This window comes from Bacillus sp. mrc49 (assembly GCF_002803435.1).
Genome location: NZ_PHNG01000400.1, coordinates 1 through 312, shown reverse-complemented (window position 1 = coordinate 312; position 312 = coordinate 1). Strand labels below are relative to the sequence as shown.

The window sequence follows — 312 nt, the reverse complement described above, 5'->3', positions numbered from 1 at the left end:
GCATCTATCGTATTTTCCATCATGGAAGCTTCAGGAAAGGATAAAAATGTACAAGTAACGGATGTAAAACCAAGCTTTAACAAGAATATCATTACACATGAGGGAATCTTCTCAGATATTGATTTGCGAAATATTACCTTTAATGAAAATGTTAAAGAAGATATCGTCCTACATTCTTATAAAGGATTGAATACATTCACCTTTCAATTAAAAACAGACTTAAATGGTAAGGTTCAAAAAGATGGTTCCATTGCATTTTATGACAAGGAAGAAGATGAACCTACTTTTGTACTCCCTTAGATCGGAAGAGCG

The 312-nt window shown here is 33.0% G+C and carries 1 protein-coding gene; it reads left to right on the top strand.

Going from position 1 to position 312, the window contains the following annotated elements:
• Positions 1-300 (top strand): hypothetical protein (locus tag CVN76_RS02495; protein ID WP_157805483.1); only part of this gene is annotated, 300 nt, incomplete at its 5' end.
• Positions 301-312: the final 12 nt, after the last annotated feature.